Source organism: Cohnella sp. 56 (genome assembly GCF_037963805.1).
Classification (GTDB): Bacteria; Bacillota; Bacilli; order Paenibacillales; family Paenibacillaceae; genus Cohnella.
Genome location: NZ_JAZDQE010000006.1, coordinates 87,027 through 106,343, shown reverse-complemented (window position 1 = coordinate 106,343; position 19,317 = coordinate 87,027). Strand labels below are relative to the sequence as shown.

At 63.9% G+C, this 19,317-nt stretch carries 9 protein-coding genes; 7 read left to right on the top strand and 2 right to left on the bottom strand.

All coding sequences use genetic code 11. The features are described from left to right. Nucleotides 1-78 precede the first annotated feature (78 nt). Together VQ071_RS12975 and VQ071_RS12970 are read right to left on the bottom strand one after the other, a co-directional pair. Nucleotides 79-1,650, bottom strand: a complete 1,572-nt coding sequence (locus VQ071_RS12975) for a response regulator transcription factor (RefSeq protein ID WP_340514430.1) — start codon at nt 1,648-1,650, stop codon at nt 79-81. Further along, nucleotides 1,625-3,532 (bottom strand): sensor histidine kinase, encoded by a 1,908-nt coding sequence (locus VQ071_RS12970; protein ID WP_340514429.1) that lies wholly within the window; start codon nt 3,530-3,532, stop codon nt 1,625-1,627. The genes VQ071_RS12975 and VQ071_RS12970 overlap by 26 nt, the downstream gene beginning before the upstream one ends. Before the next feature lie 198 nt (nt 3,533-3,730). Between VQ071_RS12970 and VQ071_RS12965 the strand changes: the two genes are divergently transcribed. The 7 genes from VQ071_RS12965 to VQ071_RS12935 all read left to right on the top strand — a co-directional run bounded on the left by VQ071_RS12965 (nt 3,731) and on the right by VQ071_RS12935 (nt 19,217). Further along, nucleotides 3,731-4,636 carry an ABC transporter permease subunit gene (locus VQ071_RS12965; RefSeq protein ID WP_340514428.1) on the top strand — a complete coding sequence of 302 codons (906 nt, stop codon included), beginning with the start codon at nt 3,731-3,733 and terminating at the stop codon, nt 4,634-4,636. Nucleotides 4,637-4,658: 22 nt separating this feature from the next. Next, complete coding sequence (locus VQ071_RS12960) at nt 4,659-5,549, top strand: carbohydrate ABC transporter permease (RefSeq protein WP_340514427.1); 891 nt, start codon at nt 4,659-4,661, stop codon at nt 5,547-5,549. Nucleotides 5,550-5,667: 118 nt separating this feature from the next. Continuing rightward, on the top strand, nt 5,668-7,446 hold the full coding sequence (locus VQ071_RS12955; protein ID WP_340514426.1) for an extracellular solute-binding protein: 1,779 nt from the start codon (nt 5,668-5,670) through the stop codon (nt 7,444-7,446). 152 nt (nt 7,447-7,598) lie between these two features. After that, a complete protein-coding gene (locus VQ071_RS12950) occupies nt 7,599-8,777 on the top strand; it encodes a glycoside hydrolase family 172 protein (RefSeq protein WP_340514425.1) in 1,179 nt (392 codons plus the stop codon). A 30-nt stretch (nt 8,778-8,807) separates the two neighbouring features. Further along, on the top strand, nt 8,808-11,219 hold the full coding sequence (locus tag VQ071_RS12945) for a glycosyl hydrolase family 95 catalytic domain-containing protein (RefSeq protein WP_340514424.1): 2,412 nt from the start codon (nt 8,808-8,810) through the stop codon (nt 11,217-11,219). A gap of 55 nt (nt 11,220-11,274) precedes the next feature. Further along, nucleotides 11,275-12,384, top strand: a complete 1,110-nt coding sequence (locus VQ071_RS12940; RefSeq protein WP_340514423.1) for a glycoside hydrolase family 172 protein — start codon at nt 11,275-11,277, stop codon at nt 12,382-12,384. 587 nt (nt 12,385-12,971) lie between these two features. Beyond that, complete coding sequence (locus VQ071_RS12935; RefSeq protein WP_340514422.1) at nt 12,972-19,217, top strand: S-layer homology domain-containing protein; 6,246 nt, start codon at nt 12,972-12,974, stop codon at nt 19,215-19,217. The last annotated feature ends 100 nt before the right edge of the window (nt 19,218-19,317 follow it).

The following is a 19,317-nucleotide window of genomic DNA, read 5'->3' as shown; positions in this document are numbered from 1 at the left end:
GATTTTTTTAAACCCGCACCTTTCCCCCGCCTGCCTACCCGCGCCCCCGGATCGCCGCCCCCGTCGTTTTATCGCGCCTTACGCATACTCCGACGGATATTTTCCGGTCACCTTCTTGAAAATTTTATAGAAATAATCCGGATTGGCATAGCCGACCTTGAGGCCGATTTCCTTGGCCTTGAGCGGGCTGCTCTGCAGGAGCTCGATCGCCTTGGCGACGCGGTATTCGTTCAGGTAGGCGCTGAACAGCTTGCCGGTCTCCTTCTTGAACAACTGGCCGAGATAAGCGGCGTTGGCATGGAACAGGGAGGACAGTTGGTGCAGCGACAGATCGTCGGCGTAGTGGGCGTTCACGTAGGCCAGCACCTCCTCGATGCGCGAGTCGCGCGACTCGGTCCGGGCGAGGAGGTCGTCGACCGCGTCGACGATGGCATCGGCGATCTCGCCCAGCGTGCGGCGGTTCAGCACGCCCGCCAGAAACTCCTTGCGCCCGAGCGGGCTCGACGACACGCTGCGCTGCGACAGGCTGGCGGCATGAACGATGCGGTACAGCAGCTCGACGGTCACGTTGTGCACGAGCGCGGGGCTCTTGGTCTCCAGCACGTCCAGCTTGCCGAAGATGGTGCGGATGTCCGCCGCGATGGCGGTGCGGTCGCCTGCGAGCAGCGCGTTCTGAAGCTTGTCGAAGTCGATCTGCAGCGGCGCGCCAAGCCCGACCTGCTGGGCCTCGGCCTCCCGCGAGGTGATCAGTCCGCGGTCCGCCACCACGAGCGAATAGTCGGCCAGATCCTTCGCCGAGCCGTAGCTGGCGGCCAGCGCGTGCCGGTCGTCGGCCGGGACGCCCAATGAGACAAATATTTCCTGCTTTAAATAGTTCATGCAACTGTGTATCATGTCCCGCAGCAGGCGAATCACGGCCGCTTCGTCTGTGAGCGCGCCGGACAGCACCAGCACGATGTCCTCGTCGCTGTCGCTGACGGCATAGCCGAACAGGCCGTCGCCGGCGGCAGCCGCCAGGACGTCGCTGCATATATTGCGGATGGCGAAGTTCATGAGCTGCGGCTCCGCCTTGGCTCCCTCTGCGAGATTATCCTTGATCCGGCGGATCATGGCGACGGCGTAGAGCGGGCCGTCCAGCTTAAGCCGCAGGAACGCGCTCTTGTCGGCATACTCGTGAATGCCGATGCTGCCGTTGGCCAGCCGCAGGACGACGTTGTCCCGCAGGATGTCGATCGCTTCCCGCACATATACCTGCTGAATGGCTTGGCGTCGGCTCTGCTCCAGCTTCTCGGCCGCGCTGACGAGCGTCGAGGACAGTTCGTCCTTGTTGACCGGCTTGATCAGGTAGTTCTCGATGCCGAGGGTCGCAGCCTTGCGGACATACTCGAAATCGTTGTAGCCGCTCAAAATGACGAACTTCACGTCGGGCCGCAGCGCCCGCACGCGCTCGATCAGCTCCAATCCCGTTTGCTCCGGCATGCGGATATCGGTCACGATCAGATCGACCGCGCTCCTGCCCAGCAGCTCGATCGCTTCGGCCGCGCTCTCCGCCGCGCCCGCGATCTCGAAGCCATGCTCCTCCCAGCTCAAAATATAGCGGAGTCCTTCCAAAATAAGCGGCTCGTCATCGACCAGAAGCGCTTTGTACATTTGCCATCTCCTCCAATCTGCGCGCGGGCCAGGCGATCGTCACGACCGTGCCGCGTTCGTCGCTGCTCACCTCAAGCCCGTACGGCTCGCCGAACTGAAGCTGAATTCGCTCGTGCACGTTCGGCAGACCGATCCCGCGGTCGCCGCCGCGGTCTCTCGCCGCACCGGCTCCGCTGGTCCCGCCCGCCGCTCCCGAACCTGGCCGCTCCGCTCCACCCGCGCCCGCCCCGCCGGTCCGGTTCGTTTCGCCCATCAGCCTCTCCCTGATCCGTTCCAACGCTTCCGGCGCCATCCCTCTCCCGTTGTCCGCAATCTCGATGACCGCGACGCCGTCCCGCAGCCGGCCCCGAATCCGAATCGCGTTGTCCCCGTGCTTGAAGTCCACGCCATGCTGGACGCTGTTCTCCACGATCGGCTGCAGCGTCAGCTTGCCGATGGCGTAGGGCTCCAGCTCGGGGTCGACGTCGATCTCGATGCGCAGCTTGTTCGGATGCCGCAGCGTGAACAACTGCAAGTACAGCTCGCAGTACGAGATCTCCTCCCGCACCGTGACCCATGGGTCCTGCTTGAGACTCGTTCGCAGCAGGAAGGACAGGATGTAGATCATGTCCGCGACATCCTCGTTGCCCTCCCGCACCGCCTTCATCCGGATCGCCTCGAGCGTGTTGGACAGGAAGTGCGGATTGATCTGCGCCTGCAGCGCTGCGAGCGCTGCATTTTTGTAGCGAATGTCCGCGATATACACCTCGTTGATATAGTCCGTCAGCTTGTCCTGCATGACATTGAAGCGGAACGCGAGCTGGCCGATCTCGTCGTCCGACACTTCGAGGCGCGCCTTCTGCTGGAGAATGCCCTCGGGCGGATGGCCGATGGCCCGGACGATGCGCCGCACCCGCTTGGTGAACACGCTCATGCCCGCACCGTTCAGCGCGATCGTCAGCGCAGCGCACAAGAGCCCGAGCAGGAAAATGCTGCGCTTGAGCGCATTCACCTCGCGGTACATTTCCGACTGCTCGATAATGCCGACGACATAGGTGCCGCCCTCGCTCGGCAGCACGTTCACGATGCGGGAGCCGACGGTCATCGAGGTTGTGCCGGCACCGACGGACAGAATGCGCTGCCGCAGCTCGTCGCCGAGCGGGGCGTATGCCCCCTTGGAGTCGTAGATCGGCTTGCCGTCCCGGTCGACGATGAGCACATTGCCTTTGACCCGTTCTTTGTAGGGCTGGTAGGCGTTCTCGATGGACGAAGCGTCGAAGTTCACGAGCAGGACGCCCGTGTTTGCGGTGATGTCCTGCGACTTCAGGTTGGAGCCGATTGTGTAGATCCAGCGCGAGCCGCTTAACGCGAAGCTGTCCTCATAGGCGGGCGTCAGCCGCAGGCCGTACAGATCGTTGTTAAAGTCCTTGAACCAGTCGAGCGTTTTAAAATACTTCTCGTCCTGGATGCGCCACAGATTGGTGGAAAAAAGAAACGATTCGTCATTGAGCCTGGAATAGATGGCGATATTGGTAATGTCCTTGTCGCGCGTGAAGTTGGAGTTGAGGTAGGTCTCCAGCTTGGCGCGGTTGGACCTGTACTCGTAGCTGCCCGTGTCCTGCTGCTCGAGCAGCGCAAAAATAAAATCGTACGAAGCCGGATCGTAATAAATTTGCTCGATCATCTGCCGCACGACACTCAGCTTCTGCTCGTAATATTTGCTCACGCTCTCGAGAATCTGCGTATTGAAGCTAAGCTCCTTCTCCGAATTCTGAGCGGCCACGCTGCGCGAAATGAGCGTCACGAGGATCGCCATCATGAGCAGGACGATCGCGGTGTTGAGCAGCATTAGGCGGGCGAAGAAGCGCGATTTAAAGTACTTGGCGTACCACCGTCTCAGCAATTTCCGCTCACCTCCGCCTGTTGCTATCAGTATAGTCAACGCGCGGGGCGGCGAACAGACCCCGAGGCCGGTCTGCGGCAAAGTCCTATAATTTGAACCGTAAAACTAAAATCCGTTCCGTTGTCGGGCGCTGCCGTTTGCTTTTACGATTAATACACAGGCAACAAGCACAAGCAAAGCGGAATGGAGCGAACCGGCATGAACCAGACACGAAGAAAAACAGATTGGCTGCTGTGGGCGATGACGCTGCCGTTTTTTCTTCTCGTCCTCTTATTCAGTTACGTCCCGCTCGCGGGCTGGTCGATGGCCTTCGTCAAGTATATCCCCGGCCTGTCCATATTCAAGAGCGAGTTCGCGGGGCTCGATTACTTCAGACAGCTGTTCAGCCTGGGGAGCGAGCTGCCGAAGGCGATTACCAATACGCTGGCGCTCGGCTTCCTCGGCATTCTGGCGTCCCCGTTGTCGATGATTCTGGCGATCCTCATTACGGAGGTCGGCCGGAGCCGACTGCGCAGGTTCATCCAGGTTGCGCTGTCGCTGCCGAACTTTATCTCGTTTATTATCGTTTACGCCATCTTCTTCACCTTCTTCTCGGTGGACGGCGGGATCGTCAACCAACTGCTGCTCAAGCTGCATCTCGTCTCCGAGCCGACCAACCTGCTGGGCAACGAAGGCGCGACCTGGCTGTTTCAGACGCTCGTCATCATCTGGAAGACGATCGGCTGGTCCGCGATCATCTACATCGGGGCGATCACCTCGATCGATATGGAGCTGTACGACGCGGCGAGCGTGGACGGCGCGGGCCGCTTCAAGAAGGCGCTGCACGTGACGATTCCCGGACTGCTCCCGACCTTCACCGTGCTGCTGCTGCTGTCGATCGGCAACCTGCTCAGCTCCAATTTCGAGCAGATTTTCGTTTTCCACAACGCGCTTAATCACGACCGGATCGTCACGCTGGACTATTATTCGTATCAGGCCGGTCTCGTGAACTTCGACTTCTCGCTCGGCACCGCGATCGGCGTATTCAAGAGCGTCACGAGCCTGATCATCCTGTTCGCCGCCAACGGCATCATCAAGCGGATCTCGGGCAACTCGATTATTTAGCCATACGAAAGGAGGCGGGGGCATGGCCCGGCGAACCGCATGGTCACATCGCATATTCGGATTTTTCAACCTGTTGTTCCTGCTGCTGCTGGTTGTCCTGTGCATCTATCCGTTCTACTACATCTTCATCTACTCGGTCAGCGTGCCCGATCAGGTCGCGCGGCATTCGATCTACCTGTGGCCCAGGGGGTTCACCTTCGTCAACTACAAGCAGATCTTCATGCTCGACGAGCTGGCCAAGGCGGCCGGCGTCAGCGTCGCGCGCACCATCGTCGGCACGGCCGTCACCGTATTTTGCACCGCAATGTTCGCCTATGCGCTGACGAAGCCGCAGCTGCGGTTCCGCAAGGCGATCTACCGCATTACTTTGGCGACGATGTACGTGAGCGCCGGCATCATCCCCTGGTATATCACGATGAAGTCATATGGCCTGAAGGACAACTTCCTGCTGTACGTGCTGCCGACGGCGATCATCGCTTTTTATCTGGTGCTCATCAAGACGTATATCGAGCAGATTCCCGGCGCTATGGAGGAGTCGGCGATGATCGACGGAGCGAACGTGATGACACTGTTCCTGCGGATCATTTTGCCGCTCAGCATGCCGGTGCTGGCCGTGGCCGCGATCTTCTCGGCGGTCAATCAGTGGAACACCTGGACCGACAATTTCTTTCTGGCTCCCAATCTGCCGACGATGCAGCTCGTGCTGCTGAACTTTCTGACGGATCAGACCTCGAACCTGATGGCGCTGAAAACGAACATGGCGACCGTCAGCTCGTCCGATATCCAGCAGGTGACGCCGACGTCGATCCGCATGACGATCACGATGATCGCGACGCTGCCGATTATATTTGTCTATCCGTTTTTCCAGCGCTACTTCATCTCGGGCATCATGATCGGCGCGGTCAAGGGTTAGCGGGCGGCGCATTCATCCGAAGCAGGTGTCTCATCCGCCGGGCGGCGCAGGACGAACGAACCGACCGACGGATTGCACATATAAGCTTTTATCCATCACGAACAGAGGAGATATCGACATGGGGAAAAAAGGTCAACAGAAATTCGCGTCGTCCGTCGGTCTGGTGACGGCGGCCATGCTGGCGCTCGCAGGCTGCTCCGGCGGCAACAATAACGGGAACGCTTCGCCGTCCGGTTCTTCCGCGGCATCCGCATCTTCGTCCGCTTCGGCATCCGCCAGCGCGACGCCGAGCGGTCCGCCCGTTGAGATCACGATGTCGGCGCCCGCCTTCGAGAAAAGCTTCCCGGCCGGCTTCCAGGACGATCCGGTCATGAAGGAGATCGAGCGGCGCCTCAACATCAAGGTCAACATCACGCCGGGCAACGCGGTCGGCGACATCAGCGCCAAGTTCGCGGCCCAGCTTGCGAGCGGCGATCTGCCTGACATCGCATTCGTGCCGACGCCGGATCTGCTGCCCAAGGTCGTATCCGCGGGCGCCGCGCTGACGCTCGACGACATGCTCGACCAGTACGCGCCGGACATTGTGAAGAATACGCCGCAGCGGATCGATTACTCGCGCAAGTTTCTGAGCAAGGACGTGAACGGCACGACCGACAACAAGGTGCGCTTCATCAACCTGGTCGGCGATTATGCCGACGATCCGCTGCAGGCGCAGGTGGCGCCGTATATGCGGTACGACCTGTGGAAGCAGCTCGGCTATCCGAAGCTTGAGTCGCTGGACGACTACCTCAACGTGCTGCAGCAGATGCAGAAGCTCGAACCGAAGAATGCCAATGGAGAAAAGAATTACGGCGTATCCGCCTGGTTCGGCGATGCCCCGGGCTGGGCGCAGTGGTCGATGGACGTGCCGTTCTCGATGTTCAAGGGCGTCTCGAACAATATGATCTACGACCTCGACATGGTGTCGTACGACGTCAAGTCGCGCCTCACCGATCCAGCCTCGACATTTTTCGAAGGCGTGGAATTTTACCGCAAGGCGAATCAAATGGGGCTGCTCGATCCCGACGCCTTCACGATGAAATTTGCCGACTTTCTGAACAAGGTAACTGCGAACCGGGTTTTCCTCGGCTGGTCCCCGTGGTCGGTAGACAACGGCAACGTCGAGTTCACCAAGCAAGGACAGACGGACAAAGGCTACTTCCAGATGCCCGCGCCCAACAATCTCGATCAATATATGCTGTCGTTCGACCAGCCGCAGGGCGGCTCGACGTTTTTCATTCCGAAAAACTCCAAGCACCCGCAGGAAGCGCTCAAGCTGCTCAACTTCCTCATCTCTTACGAGGGTGCAGAGCTGATCTTCAACGGTGTCAAAGGCCAGGCGTGGGACGAAGTCGACGGCAAGCCGCAGCTTAAGCCCGAGACGATCGAAGGACTCAAGAGCGATCCGGACTACCGCCTGAAGACGGGCGTGTACAAGTACCACAACATCTCCGGACGCGGCCTGTCCGCCGTCGATCCGACATACAATACGCCGGTCTACTTCAGCTACTTGCCGGACGTCGTCAAGCAGCGGCTGACGCCGTTGCAGCAGGAGGGCGCGGAGCACTTCGGCGTCGAGCTGCCGGGCGATCTGTATACCAAGCAAAAGGCGCATACCTCGTACGATACGTCCATCGTCGCCAGCCTGCCGCCGATGTCGACCGAGCAGACGGCGATGCTGACCAAGATTACGACGTACGTGCAGACCAATCAGATCAAGCTTGTCATCGTCAAGGACGACGCCGCCTATGCAACCGCCAAGGCCAAGTTCATCAAGGACGTTCAGGCGCTGGGCGCCGAAGAGCTGCTCGAATGGTACAAGACGGAGATCGCCAAGATCGTGGCGGAACGCGGGTAAAGGCGACGGTCGGGGCAGCGGATAATGGCGGTCAACGGGCCGATCGCAGCATTTAAGCCATAGTATGCGCTTGGCTGCGTTTGAACGCTGTCCCCTCCGCGCAGGAACAGGGACAAGGATATGTCCACCATGAAACAGAGAGGAGCGAGCCGATGCGTTGCGATCCGGGAGGAATGGAGCTGTACGCGGCGCCCGCCGCGCAGACGCGGTGGGCGAGCGCGGAAAATCCGGCCGGCGCGAAGGGCGCGGGAGGCGCCGCCAACGGCGGCCGCAAGGGCGCGCCGTCGTTCAAGCTGGCAGCCGGCGAGACCCGGGAGCTGGCGCGCGAGCGTGAAGGAAGCGGGATCGTGCGCCGCATCTGGCTCACGATCAGCGACTTTCGGCCGCTCGCGCTGCGGGGGATCCGCATCGACGGCTATTGGGATGGCGAGACGCGGCCTGCGGTCAGCGCGCCGCTCGGCGATTTTTTCGGCACGGGGCTCGGGCGCAGAGTGGCCTTCGAGTCGGTCTTCTTTTCCAATCCGGAAGGCCGAAGTTATGTATGTACGCTCCCGATGCCGTTCCGCAACGGCATGCGGCTGACGCTGACCAACGAGCTGGACTGCGACATCGAGCGGATATTTTACGACGTAAGCTATACGGTCGGAGACGACACGCGCGAAGCTCTCTATTTGCACGCGCACTTCAGAAGAGAGAATCCGACGGCATTGCAGCGGGATTATGAGATATTGCCGCGGATAGCCGGACAGGGGAGGTATCTCGGCGTCAACTTCGGCGTCAACGTCAACCGGCGGGAATATCTCGGCGCGTGGTGGGGAGAAGGCGAGCTGAAAATCTACCTCGACGGAGATCGCGAGCTGCCGAGTCTGTGCGGCACCGGCGTGGAGGATTACATCGGCACCGCCTGGGGCCAGGGCGCGTTCACGCATCTGCATCAAGGCTGCCAGATCGCGGACGAGGAGAGCGGGAGCTATTGCTTTTACCGTTACCATGTCCCGGACCCGGTCTACTTCCGCGAGGACATTCGGGTGACGATTCAGCAGATCGGCTACTGCGGTCCGGATGCGCGAGATGGGTTCAAAGAAGCGGGAAGGACGATCTTCCATGCGAGCCCGGGACTGACGCCGATCGACCTTGAGGCTCCGCACAACTTCGTGGATGCGTCCGATCCGACGTTCCACGCGCTGTTCGAGCGGCAGGACGACTGGTCGAGCTGCGCCTACTTTTACCTCGACGCGCCGAGCAATGACCTGCCCGCGCTTGCCTCGGTCGAGGCGCGCACGGCCGGCCTTGAGGCGATCGAGGCATACGTCGAACGCAAAGATTTGTAAGCCGCGTTGCTCGCGGAAAGGAGGATCGTCATGAACGAACCAAGCGGCCGCAACCGGCTGTACCTGAACTATCCGGCCTCGATCTGGTCGGCCCGCTGGAAGGACGCGCTGCCGGCGGGCAACGGCTCGATCGGCGCAGCCGTCTACGGCGGCAGTTACGAGGAGACCGTCATGCTCACTCACGAGGATCTGTGGTGGCAGGGCACGCATGATCCGCTGCCGGACGTGAGCGGCAGCCTGCCCGAGGTGCGGCGTCTGCTCGCCGCAGGGCGGGCGCCGGAGGCCGACCGCGTGCTGCCCGACGCGCTGAAGGCGGCGGGCTACGACCCGCGGGTCGCCTGCCCGCTGCCGCTCGGCGATCTGAAGCTGATCACGAAGGCGGCGCACGCGTTCAAGAACTATAGCCGCGTCCTCGATATGGAGACTGGTGTCGTGACCGTAGCGTGGGAAGACGGAGAGACGCGAATCGCGAGGGAGCTGTTCGTCTCGCGTGCGGACGATGCGGTCGTCTGCCGCATGATGGCGTTTGGGCCGGCGCAGCTCGACGGCCTTGTCTGGGTCGGCCTGCACGATGTGGCGGACGCGCGCATGCCGTTCGGCGGCCCTTCGGCGCTGCCGACGGACGACGAGAGCCGCGGCGACGGCGAGCTGGTCTACTATGCGGCGCGCAAGGACGACGGCAGCGACTTCGGCGCCGTCGCCCGCGTGCGAACGGTAGGCGGCTGGCTCGCGCCGCGTGAGAAGGGGCTCGGATTCGAGGGCGCGTCATGCGTCGAAATCGTGCTGAAGGTATTTATCGACGGCGACCGGCACGAGGCTTGGCCGCGGCTTGCCGCGGAGCTCGGTGCAGCGGCGGAGCTGGATTACTCCGTGCTGCTGGACCGCCATGTCGCGCTGCACGGCCCGCTTTTTAACCGAATGAACCTGGACCTGCACGCGGACGAGGCGGAGCGGCGTCTCTCCAACGAGGAGCTGCTGCTGCGCGCCTATCGGGGAGAAGCGCCGGTCGCGATGCTCGAAAAAATGTGGGCGTACGGCCGATATTTGCTCGTATCCAGCTCGCGGGCGGGCGGCAACCCGTCGCCGCTGATGGGGCTGTGGAGCGGGGAATATACGGGCTTCTGGGCATTTAACATGATTAACGAGAACCTTCAGATGAACTACTGGCAGGCGCTGTCGGGCAATATGCCGGAGACGCTGCTCGCGGTGTTCGACTACTTCGAGCGGATGATGGACGACTTCCGGGACAATGCGTCCAAGCTGTACGGCTGCCGGGGCATCTATATCCCCGCGCCGACGTCGCCGCAGAGCGGGCTGATCCAGATCATCTTCCCGCATATCGTCCACTGGACGGGCGGAGCGGGCTGGATCGCCCAGCACTATTACGATTACTACCTGCATACCGGCGATATCGACTTCCTGCGCGACCGCGCGCTGCCCTTTTTGCGGGAAACGGCAATGTTTTACCGCGACTTTTTCACCGTCGGCGAAGACGGCTACTATGTCAGCTCTCCATCGAACTCGCCGGAAAATACGCCGGGCAACTACTGGACGAAGCTTGCGACCGGCTACGAGGAGACGACGATGGAGACGACGGTCAACGCGACGATGGACTTCGCGATCGCCAAGGAGGTCGTGACGCATCTGGTGGAAGGCATGCGGCTGGCCGGCGGCTTCGACGAAGCGGACATCGCGGACTGGGCGGCGATGCTGCCGCGCATCCCGCCCTATCAGATCAACGAAGACGGTGCCGTGCGGGAATGGATGCACCCGGACTTCGACGACAACTATCAGCACCGCCACCAGTCGCATATTTATCCGCTGTTCCCGGGCACGGAGGTGACGCGGGACGGCGATCCGGCGCTGTTCGAGGCATTCGTGACCGCGATCCGCAAGCGGCTCGTCATCGGGCTCAAGCAGCAGTCGGGCTGGTCGCTCGCGCATATGGCCAACAGCTACGCCCGCACGGGCGAGGGCGATCTGGCGCTGGAGAGCCTCGACATTCTCGCGCGCTCCTGCGTGCTGAACAACTTTTTTACCGTGCACAACGACTGGCGCGGCATGGGGATCGGCGTGGATCTGGCGTGGGCGCCGTTCCAGATCGACGCCAACATGGGGTGGACGGCGGCGCTGCAGGAGATGCTGCTGTTCGGCGTGCCGGGCAAGCTGTCGCTGCTGCCTGCGCTGCCCGCCCGCCTGCCGCGCGGCTCGGCCGGACCGCTGCTCGCGCGGGGCGCGATCGAGGTGACGCTGCGCTGGGATACGGCGGCCGGCGAGCTGTACGCCGTGCTGACGGCGCAGGCGGGCGACGCCGACGTCGAGGTGACGGTGCCGCGGCAGTTCGCCCTGGCGGAGGACCGGGTGCGGACCCGCCATGCGCTGAAGCGCGGTGTGCCGCTCGCGCTGACGTTTAAGGCGGGAGCATGCGTGCTTGAAGTGTGAGAGGGCGCGCGGCTCTCTTGCCGGATTATATAGCGGGGAACGGAGGGGATTTATCGTGAAGCAAGCATTTAACGGACTGGGCATGCATCCCGGCAATCTGTGGCGTCTGTCGGACGCCAGGACGCGCAGCATCAGTGCGGAAAATCCGACCGGGGCCAAAGGCGGCGGCGCCATGAGCGACGCGCATCCGAACAGTCCCGCGCGCGAGCTGGGGAAGGGCTGGAAGTGCAGCCCTTGCGCGATGGTCGGACCGGGGGAAACGTATACGGTCGCCGATATCGAAGGTCCGGGCGCGATCCAGAGCATGTGGTTCGCGGGGTACGTAGGCCGGGATTTCATTTTGCGCATTTACTGGGACGATCTGGAGTTCCCGTCGGTGGAGACGCCGCTGCCGGATTTTTTCGGACTGCCGTGGGTAACGGGGGATATGTTTTCGACGAAGGGGCCATATGTGCATCTGAACTCGCTGATGGTCGCGGTCAATCCGAACAAGGCGCTCAACTGCTTCTGGGAGATGCCGTTCCGGGGCCGCTGCCGGATTACGATCGAAAACCGCATGCCGGCGGGCAGCGCGCCGCAGATGTGTTTCTACCAGATCAATTACACGCTGACGGACGTGCCGGAGGATGCCGCATACTTCCATGCGCAGTTCCGCCGGACGAATCCGGTGCCGTACATGGTGCCGTACACGATTCTCGACGGCGTCCGGGGACGCGGCCAATACGTCGGTACCTCGATGGGCTGGGGCATCAACAACAGCGGCTGGTGGGGCGAAGGGGAGATCAAATTTTACCTCGACGGGGACGGCGAGTATCCGACGATCTGCGGCACGGGCACCGAGGACTACTTTGGCGGCGCGTTCAACTGGGAGGTGGACGGCAGCTACCGCGAGTATTCGACGGCCTATGCCGGCATGCATCAGGTGCTGCGGCCGGACGGCCTGTACCAGTCGCAGCATCGCCACGCGATGTACCGTTGGCATGTCGTCGACCCGATCCGTTTCGAGTCGGATCTGACGGTGACGATCCAGGCGCTCGGCTGGCGGGGCGAGGGGCGGTATTACCCCGGGCAGCATGATATTTGTTCGGTCGCGTACTGGTACCAGACGCTGCCGGCGACGCCGTTCCCGGCGCTGCCGGGGCGGGACGAGACGGAAGTGGTGTAGCGGGCGTGCGGACGCCCGGAAGCCGAGTTATGCGGCGGTGTCGCATAACGGGGGCGGAAAAGGTGTCCGGCGGCCGAGTTGTGCGGCGGTGTCGCATAACGGAGGCGGAAAAGGCGTGCGGAGGCCGAGGTGTGCGGCGGTGTCGCGCAACGGAGGCGGAAAAGGCGCCCTAAGGCCGAGATGTGCGGCGGTGTCGCATAACGGAGGCGGAAAAGGCGCCCGGCGGCCGAGTTGTGCGGCAGTGTCGCATAACGGAGGCGGAAAAGGCGTCCGGCGGCCGAGGTGTGCGGCAGTGTCGCATAACGGAGGCGGAAGAGGCGTGCGGCGGCCGAGTTGTGCGGCGGTGTCGCATAACGGGGGCGGAAAAGGCGTGCGGAAGCCGAGTTGTGCGGCAGTGTCGCGCAACGGGGGCGGAAAAGGCGTGCGGCGGCCGAGTTGTGCGGCGGTGTCGCATAACGGGGGCGGAAAAGGCGTGCGGCGGCCGAGTTGTGCGGCGGTGTCGCGTAACGGGGGCGGAGGTGAAGCGGGGGTATTAAACGGCTTCAATGGTAAGCGCTTACAAACATTTAAACTGGAGGCAATCTCATATGATCCTGCGTCGTGCGGGCATCGGCTCGCTGCTATTCATTATGCTTGCAATACAATTGCTGGCTGTCCTGCCGTCGGTACATGCGGCTGCGGTACCGGCTCCCGTCAACATGCTGTTCGGCCAAGCCGCGAGCGCCAACGCGCCGGGCAGCGTGCCCGGCTCGATCGTCGACAACGATACGTCGACGTATCTGAACACGTACGACGGCACACATCAGGCGGAGGCGTGGTATGCGGTCAAGCTCGATACGCCCGCCCGCATCGACAAGATCGTGTACGCGCACGGCCACGCCTATGTCGACGGCGGCTGGTTCGATACGGCCGCAGGCGGCAAGCCGAAGCTCCAGGTTCAGACCGCACAGGACGGGGAATGGATCGACGTCGGCACGCTGGCGGACTATCCCGACACCGACGCCGCGAGCAGCGGCGGGCTCGTCGACGGCCAGAAGTTCGCGCTGACGCTGGCCCCTACCGATGTCTACGGCGTCCGCATCGTCGGCAAGCCGGTCTTTTTCGCGTCGGCGGCGGAGCTGCAGGCGTTCGATACGAGCGCGGTGGTCGATCCGAATCTGCTGTCCAAGGGCACGCCGTCCAACTCGCGCAATCTCGCGGGCGGCGAAGCCTACCTGGACAGCGATCCGGCCACCTCGCTCAGCTTGAACGACGGCACGCTTCAGGCCGAGGATTGGTATGCCGTCGCGCTCGCCGCGCCGCAGACGATCGACAATGTCGTCTTCACGCAAGGTCCGGTGTCGCCGGACGGCGGCTGGTTCAACACGGCGGACGGCGGCAAGCCGCGCGTCCAGATTCGCACGGCGGCGGGAGGCCCGTGGCAGGACGCCGGCGTGCTGTCGCGCTATCCGGCGACGACGGCCTCGGACAGCGGCGGACTCGCGCAGGGCCGACGCTTCGAAGCCGTCTTCGACCCGGTCGCCGTCTATGGCGTCCGCATCGTCGGACGGCCGGCGAGCCCCGGCGGCGCCGTCGCCTTTTCGAGCATCGCGGACCTGCAGGCGTATCACGATCCGCTTGCGGCCGAGGCCAACGTCCTGCGCCGCGGCACGGCGGAATATTCCCGCGCAGGCAATGCGCCCGGCTCCTTCAATGACGGGGACGTCGGCACCGTCCGCAACACCTGGAACGGCCAGATCGAGACGACCGACTGGTATGCGGTCGAGCTGGACGTGCCGCAGCTTATCAACAGACTCGTGTTCGTCCACGGCGTGACGTCGCCGGACGGCGGCTGGTTCGACACGGCCGCTGGCGGCAAGCCGGTCATTCAGGCGCGCTTGTCCGCAGGCGGCGCGTGGACCGATCTGGCGACGGTCGAGGCTTACCCGGCGACGACGAGCGGCGACAACGGCGGCCTGACGACCGGCCGCAGCTTCAGCATCGACGTGCCGCCGACCGAAGTATACGGTGTGCGCGTGATCGGCCGTCCGGCCCATTACCCCGGCACGACGTATTCCTTCTCGAGCATCGCCGAGCTGCAGGCGTATTACGCGCTGCCGGAGCGGGTATACGTGCCGCTGAACGCGCCGCTCGCGGACAGCGAATCGTGGTCGACGACCGGCGGCGCCGCGCGGCCGTCGGACGGCGCGCTCTCGCTGTCTGCCGGCCAGTCCGTCTACTACGACGGACAGCATTATATGAGCGCGGCGTTCCACTTCAAGCTGCGGATCGGGCAGCCGGCGCCCGGCGGCGAGGCGCCGTCCGTGTCGCTGCGCGCAGCATCGAACGGCGATGCCTACAGGCTCGTGCCGAAGGCGGACCGCTGGGAGCTGCAAAAGCATACTTCCGCAGGCACGAGCGTGCTTGGGACCGTCTATGCGGCCGATATTCCCGGCTTCGACGGCGCCGCGGACCATGAAGTGCTGCTCGCCGGCTACGAGGAGCGCGACGGCGTTCGCCTCCAACTGTCGATCGGCGGCGAGCCGCGGCTGAGCCTGCTCGACGCCGCCGAGCCGATTCGCGGGGCCGGGCGCTTCGGCGCCGACGCGGGCGACGGCACGCTGGCGCTCGCCGGCATCGCCGAGGGCGTGCCCGCGGACGCGCTGCTGGCCGATCGCGGCAACTGGGTCGGGCTCGGCACGCTGGCGCCGGGCGACGACGGGCGCGTGACGATCAGCGGCGGCAACAAAATGTACAAAGGGCAGGAGTTCGGCGACGAATACCTCGATTTTACGATGCGGTATACGTTCACCGGCCCCGACTGGCCGGGCATCGCGCTGCGGAGCAGCGATCCGTCCAAGACGATTTTCGATGGCGGCTCCGCTTACTTTATCGATATGAGCGCGAGCAAGTGGGAGGTTCAGAAGTGGACGGACGGCAACCGCAAGATGCTGATCGGGGAGTTCCCGGGTCAGACGCCGCCGTTCGGCACATTGGCCAATCGTCAATTCCTCTCCGATACCGCGCACACGGTGCGGGCGGCCGCGATCGATGTCGCGGGCGGCGTGCGTCTCGTCCTGTGGGTCGACGGGCAAAAAGTGTTCGACATCGTCGACGCCGATGCGCCGCTGACGGGTCCGGGCTACTTCGGCATCTACGCCTTCAGCGGACCGGTGACGGTCGGCGGGATCGATTGGGAGCCGCCGGGGCCGGCCAATACGTACAACGACATCACGCTGTTCGACGTGCCGAAGAAAAACCGGCCTGTCGTCATCGACAAAGCCGCGCACACCGTGACGGCGCTGCTGGCGGACGACGCCGATCTGTCGCAGACGGACGTTGCGATGAAAGTATCGCGCGGGGCCGCGGTCAGTCCGTCGCCGGATGCCGTACACGATTTCCGCGAGCCGGTCGCGTTCACCGTTACCGCAGAGGACGGCACGCCGCAGTTGTGGACGGTGACGATCGCAAAGGAATCCGACGTTCAATCGAGCTTCGTCGATCTTGCGGATCATCCCGCCAGACGCGATATCGTGCAATTGAACGCGGCAGGCATCATGGACGGCACGGACGAGACGCATTTCTCGCCCGACGCGCCGATCTCGCGGATCGCTCTGATCGCTGCGGTCGCCAAGGCCGCCGCGCTCCCGCAGGCCGCCTATGACGATGCTTATGCCGACGTCGAGGCGGGCGATCCGTACGCCGGGCTCGTTCAGGCCGCGGCCGATGCGGGCCTGATCTTCCCGACGGCCGGCGGCATGCTGCTGCCGGAGCAGCCGGCGACCCGGGAGGAGATGACGTACTTGTTCGCCCAGGCGGCCCGCCGGGTTGCCGGTCGGCCGTATCTGCTCGGCGACGCCGGCGCTTATGCGGATGCGGCGCAGATTGCACCCTGGGCGCTGGACAGCGTGGAGGCGGCGCTCGGCACGGGTTTGCTGCCGGCGTCCGAGGACGGCATGCTGCATCCGGGCGCGACGGTGTCGCGCGGCGACGCAGCCGTATATCTGCGCAGGCTGCTCTACGACAACAAGCCGTTCGCGCCGCTTTACAACGCGTATTCGGCACAACTGCTGAACGCGTTCCCGCTGGCCGGCATTCCGTCGCAGGCGCCGGGGGAATGGACCGTGTCGCAGACCAACGGCACCGTCCCGATGAACGGCACGAAGTGGAACGAAGCCGCGGACGAATCGCTCGTCTATCAATCCTCGGTCAAGCATGTCCAGGCGGACGGAAAGTCGTGGGAGCTGCGCGTCGGCAAGGGCGGCCAGATTTATTCGCTCGAGACGGACGCCGGAGAGCTGATGCCGCCGCAGACGGCGAACAATGTGTTTATGGACGAGGTCATCCAGCCCGTGTCCATCAGCTACGACAATCATAATCCGGATCAGGAGCCGACGATGTACTTCATTCACGGCTCGGGCGTGTATTACAAGAACGATCCGATTCTGACCAAGCCCTTTTACGACCCGATGCTGGCCTCCGGGTGGAACCCGCAGGATCAGTCTTACTCGGTCGCAGTCTGGGGGCAGAACGCGCAGATCCCGAGCATCTGGCGATCCGGTCTCCTGTACTACACCAAGGTGCGGGACGCGGGCGACGGCGTTATCGAGGTGTCCTACGTGCTGAACAACTTCGGCACCGACACGATCGACGATATCTCGATTCCGTGGGGCGGCGTGCGCAAGTCCGTGCTGCCGGACCATATTATCGGCAATCAGGCGGGCGCCTTCGACCGGGCCGGCGGCGCGTACACGCAGATCAAGAAGGCGTCCGACACGGGCGGCTGGGCCGCGATGACGCAGGACGCCGACGATCCGGACAGCTTCGCGCTGGCGACGGTATTCGGCAAAGACCAGCACTACGGCACGATCGACGGACAGTGGGAGCCCAACTACTACACATGGGGCGACGCCAACCGCGACGATTTTTACGTGCAGGCGGTGCAGGGACGCATCCATCTGCAGCCGGGCGAGAAGCTGGCGTGGAAGTTCTACTACGTGGTCGGCAAGCTGGGAGAAGTGACCGGGAAGGCGAAGGCGCTCGCGGACAAAATGGACTACGGCTTTGCCGAGTATGACGCAGCGGCCGCCGATAAGCTCGCCTATTATGTACAAACGGACGGGGACGGCACGCAAACGCTGTCTTTGAAAAAGGAAGGCGCGGCCGAGCAGGCGTTCGAGGCATACGCCCAGCCGGCGGCGGGGACGAAGCCGCTGTTCCTGCTGCGCGATACGGAGACCAGGGCGCTGTCGCTCACGATGGACCCGTTCCTGCTGAGCACAAAGGTGCCCTACGTCAATCCGTATCCGGTCGGCGATCCGAAGCACGATCTGTATGAGGGCAAGTTCCAGTACAAGGCTTATGACGGCAAAACGGAATATCTGGGGCTGCTTGGCTACGTATATCCGTCAGAAGCCGCTGTGCCGGCAGGCGCGGATACGGTCGCGTTGGGCGATGTGCTGGACGGCGGCTCCGGCACCGGGGCCGGTTATGGCCTCACGGCCGAGGATCGGGCGCTTCGCGTGCTCGCTCTGGCGAACGACGCGCCGGAGACGAGTCCGAGCCCGACGCCGACTCCAACACCAACGCCAACACCAACGCCAACACCAACGCCAACACCAACGCCGACGCCAGCACCGACTGCGACGCCGGATGCGCCCGAAACGGTGGTCAAGCTGGACGCAGCCGCGCTGAACGCGTCGCTGGCGTCGCTGCCTGCCGACGGCGGCACGGTGAACGCCGAGGTGACGGAGAAGGGCGATCGGCTCAGCATCGAGGTGCCCGCCTCGTTCATCGCCGCGGCAGCGGCGGCCGGCAAGCCCGTCACCCTGGCGGTCGTCACGCCGCTCGCGCGGTACGACCTGCCGATCGGCAGCCTCTATCTCCGTCGGCTCGCCGCCGACCTGGGCGTCGACAGCTCCGAGATCGGCCTCCACATTCATATCGGCGTCGCCGGCGCGGCCGATCGGGCCGCCTTGACCGAAGCGGCCGAGAAGGCCGGAGACCGGCCTGTCGGATCGCCGCTGGCATTCAGCGTCGAGGCCGTCGCGGGCGACCGCCGTATCCCGGTCGATCGCTTCGGGGCGTATATCGCGCGAAGCTGGACGCTCGACGGCAGCCTCGATGCCGCGCGGCTGACCGCGCTGTGGCTGACGCCGGAGGGCGAGGCACGGTTCGCGCCGGCCACCTTCGAGCGGGAAGGCGATCTGTCGCGCGCCACGGTCATACGGCCGGGCAACAGCGCGTATGTCATCGTGCAGACGGCCGAGCGGACGTTTGCGGATGCGCAGGCGCACTGGGCATCCGCCGACATAAGCGAGCTGGCGGCCAAGCGAATTGTCAAGGGCGCGACGGCGGATCGCTTCGAGCCGAACGCGGCGATCACCCGCGCCGAATGGGCCGCGCTGCTGACGCGCGGCCTGGGACTCGGCGACGAGCCTGCCGCGGCCTCCGCATTCGGGGATGTGGGCGGCGACCGCTGGTACGCGGGCGCCATCGGCGCAGCCGCGCGGGCCGGGCTGATCGGCGGCTACGAGGACGGCGGCTTCCGGCCGAATCAAGCCGTCACGCGCCAGGAGATGGCGCTCATGCTCGACAAGGCGCTCAAGGCTGCGGAGGGCGCGCACGCCGCGGCCGCCGCGACCGCGACTGCCGGGGCCGCCGCACGTGCGGACTTCGCCGACCGTTCGGCGATCGCGTCCTGGGCGCGCTCGGCCGTCGACCATGCGGCGGACCTCGGCCTGATCTCCGGCCGACCGGACGGCACCTTCGCGCCGACCGCGCCGGCCACGCGGGCGGAAGCGGCGGCTATGCTGCACCGTCTGCTGCTCCAAGCCCGGTTCGTCCAGCACTGAGGCGATCGAGACCGATGCCGCGGTGGCATTTGCGCCGTCGCGGCACCGGATTCACGGTAAACAGTCAGGCAACGACCATTAAGACGCAGGGGAGGCAGCT